A 533-nucleotide genomic window follows, 5' to 3' on the forward strand; every position below is an offset into this window, starting at 1 on the left:
TGAAATGCTTGACCTTCCCCTTGATGTAAGGTTTAAGCTCTTTACATCGCTATTATTGAGGACAAGTTTATGAACCAGTTCGTTGTACCGTTATCGGGGCTCAACTGCATGGGTTGTGCAAGGAAAGTAGAGAAAGCGTTACACGCTAATCACGATGTTGAAATCATCAATTTGTCTCCGACCTCAGTAGAATTAAAGACGGATGCGTCTTTATCTGACGTGGTCGCCTCAATTGAATCCCTTGGTTACCAAGCTGGCACCCATTATGAGCTCCAACTATCGGGGCTAAGCTGCGGTGGCTGCGTTAAAAAACTCTCGTCTTTATTAGAGTCCAATCAAGATGTTGTCTCTTTCGAAGCTTCGACAACGCACTTACGCATTCATACTCTGCTGACACAAGAGCAAGTCATCGATTTGGTGGCAAGCTTAGGCTATAGCGCAAGTTCCGAAGTGATCACAGAAGCAAATACAGATACAAATGTATCAGCTCCACAAAAGGCAGAAACGCTAGCTCAAGTTGAGCAGCAACATCA

General features: G+C 44.5%; 1 protein-coding gene. It reads left to right on the top strand.

Going from position 1 to position 533, the window contains the following annotated elements:
• Positions 1 to 69 precede the first annotated feature (69 nt).
• On the top strand, positions 70 to 533 hold a 464-nt coding region (locus tag R7Q48_RS30595; RefSeq protein WP_318134179.1), incomplete at its 3' end, for a cation transporter.

Source organism: Vibrio sp. 378 (assembly GCF_033339435.1).